This is a genomic window from Streptomyces sp. NPDC017890, assembly GCF_044328675.1.
GTDB lineage: Bacteria > Actinomycetota > Actinomycetes > Streptomycetales > Streptomycetaceae > Streptomyces.
The window spans coordinates 1-3,185 of record NZ_JBIRHU010000092.1 but is presented as its reverse complement, the minus strand read 5'-3'; the positions used below and the strand labels follow the sequence as shown (position 1 = coordinate 3,185).

General features: G+C 71.9%; 1 protein-coding gene. It reads right to left on the bottom strand.

The features are described from left to right. The coding region (locus ACH4F2_RS35435; RefSeq protein WP_398136761.1) for an acyltransferase domain-containing protein at positions 1-3,140 on the bottom strand (3,140 nt) is incomplete at its 3' end. Between the last annotated feature and the right edge of the window lie 45 nt (positions 3,141-3,185).

Genomic DNA, 3,185 nt, shown 5'->3' with positions numbered 1-3,185 from the left:
GGACCGAAGCTGTGCCCGACCATGCCGAACACCCGGTCCCCCACGGCCGGCTCCGTCACACCGGGCCCGACCTCGGTCACCACACCCGCGCCCTCACTGCCCATGACGCCGGCGTCCGGGTACATGCCCAGCGCGATGAGGACGTCGCGGAAGTTGACGCCGGCCGCGCGCATGCTCAGCCGGACGGTGCCGTCGGCCAGCGGTGCCATGGCTTCGGGGCGGGGCATCAGGGTCAGGTCGTCGAGCGTGCCGCCGCCGCTCACCGAGTCGACGACCCATGCGGGCTCCCCGGCCGGAGGCACGAGAGTGCCGCCGGATCCGGTCCGGGCGAGGCGTGGAGCACGGACGGTGTCCTCGCGGACCGCGAGTTGCGGCTCGTCCAGGGCGAGGACGTCGGACAGCGCCCGAACTGAGGAGTCCGCGGCGTCGAGGTCGACGAGGACGATGCGGTCGGGGTTCTCCGTCTGCGCCGAGCGGACCAGTCCCCACACTGCGGCACCGGACAGGTCGGTGACGTCGTCTCCGGTCCGCACGGCCACGGCGCCCCGGGTCAGTACGACGAGGCGGGCGGTGGCGAAGCGCTCGTCGTCCAGCCAGGAGTGCAGCACGTCGAGCACACCGTAGACCGCCGAACGGGCACTGGCCGCCGCCTCACCGGGTTCGCCCACGCACGGCAGCAGTACGACGTCCGCGCCCGCGGCGGCCACCGCGTCGAGGTCGGGGTGAGCCGTCACACCGGGCCACGCCCATTCGGCAGCTCCGGCTGTGCCGAGCACCGCCCAGCGCTCTTCCGGATCCACGGGCCGGCCCTGTGCCACGGGCACCTCGGCCCAGTCGAGCCGGAAGAGGGAATCGTGATGGACGGACCGGCCGGCGACCGACTGGTCGCCGCTCACCTGGCGCAGGACGAGGGAGTCGACGGAGGCGACGGGGGCACCGCTCTCGTCGGCCACCTCCACGGCCACCGCGTTGGCACCCGCAGAGACGAGCCGCACCCGTATCACGGCTGCTCCGGTCGCGTACAGGGATACACCGCTCCACTCGAAGGGCAGTCCGGCCCTGCCTGTCTCGGCAACGAAGTCGCCCAGTCCGATGGCATGGAGCGCGGCGTCGAGCAGCGCCGGATGCAGTCCGAACGCCTCCGCCCTGTCCTGTTCCTGTGCCGGCAGGGCGACCTCGGCGAACACCTCGTCGCCGCGCCGCCAGGCTGCCCGCAGCCCCTGGAACACCGGGCCGTACGCCAGACCGACTTCCGTCAGGCCCGGGTAGAGCCCGTCCAGGTCGATCGTCTCCGCGTCCTTCGGCGGCCAGACGGCCAGACCGGCGCCGGCCGCGCGACCGGTCTGCGCGAGCCGGCCGGTGGCGTGCCGGGTCCAGGGCTCGTCCGGGCCCGCCCCATCGGCACGGGCATGCACCGACAGCGGGCGCCGTCCCGTGGCATCCGGCGCCCCCACCACGAGCTGGACGTGTACGCCCCCGTGCTCGGGCAGCACCAGCGGCGCCTCCAGCGTCAGCTCCTCGACCGTGTCGCAGCCCACCCGGTCACCGGCCTGAACACCGAGCTCCACGAACGCCGTACCAGGCAGGAACACGGCACCCGACACCACGTGGTCCGCCAGCCAGGGGTGGGTCTGCACCGACAGCCTGCCGGTGAGCAGGAAGCCGTCGGAGTCGACGAGTTCGATCGCCGCGCCCAGCAGTGGGTGGTCGGCGGGCGACTGGCCCACCGACGTGACATCACCGAGGAAACCGGCAGTGGCCTCCGGCCAGAACCGCTCGTGCTGGAAGGCGTACGTGGGCAGGTCGACCCTGCGTCCGCCGGCCAGCAGCGGGGACCAGTCGACGGCCAGGCCGCGCACCCAGCCCTCGGCCAGCGACGTGGCGAACCGGTCGAGGCCGCCCTCGTCACGCCGCAGCGAGCCCAGCACCAGCGCGTCGATCCCGGCACGGTCGAGAGACTGTTCCACACCGGTGGTCAGCACGGGGTGGGCGGAGGTCTCGACGAAGAAGCGATAGCCCTGCTCGGCCAGCGCCCTCGTCGCCTCCTCGAAGCGGACGGTCTGCCGCAGATTCGTGTACCAGTACTCCGCATCCATCACCGACGTGTCGAGCCAGTCAGCCGTCACCGTCGAGAAGAACGGCACCTCGGCCGCACGTGGCTGCAACCCGGCCAGTACGTCCAGGAGCTCGTCGCGGATGGCCTCGACGTGCACCGAGTGCGACGCGTAGTCCACCGGGATACGACGGGCACGGACCTCGTCCGCCTCACACCCGGCCAGCAACGCATCCAGGCCTGCCACATCCCCGGAAACCACCACGGACGACGGCCCGTTGACCGCAGCCACCGACAACCCGTCGGACAGCCGCTGTTCGACCTCGTCGAGTGGCAGCGCGACCGACACCATGCCACCCGCACCCGACAGCGCCAGAATCGCCTTCGACCGCAGCGCCACCACCTTCGCCGCATCATCGATCGACAGCGCACCCGCCACACACGCAGCCGCGATCTCACCCTGCGAATGACCGACGACCGCCGCGGGCCGCACCCCGTGCGAACGCCACAGCTCGGCCAGCGACACCATCACCGCCCACAACACCGGCTGGACCACGTCCACCCGCTCCAGCGCCTCCTCGTCGCCGAGCACGTCGAACAACGACCACTCCACATGCGACGACAGAGCAGTGGCACACTCCCGCATGCGCTCCGCGAACACCGGCGAAGAAGACATCAGCTCCGTGGCCATCCCGACCCACTGCGAACCCTGGCCCGGGAACACGAACACGCTCTTGCCCCGCAGATCCGCGACGCCCTGCACCACGCCTGCCGTGCTGTCACCGGCGGTGAGTGCGGCCACGTCCACCAGCGGATCGGCACCGAGGGTCACCGCGCGGTGGGCCAGGTGGGAACGGCTCACCGCGAGGGAGTACGCCACGTCGACCGGGCGCTGAGAGGTGTCACGCCCGGCATGCGACAGCAGTCGTGCCGCTTGGTCGCGGAGGGCCTGTCCGGTCTTGCCCGACAGGACCCATGGTGTGGGGCAGGCAGCCGGGTCGGCGGACTCCTCGCCCGGCGTGGGGGCGTTCTCAGGTTCGGCCTCGGGGGCTTGTTCCAGGATGACGTGGGCGTTGGTGCCGCTCATCCCGAACGACGACACACCCGCACGACGCGGACGATCGGCCTCCGG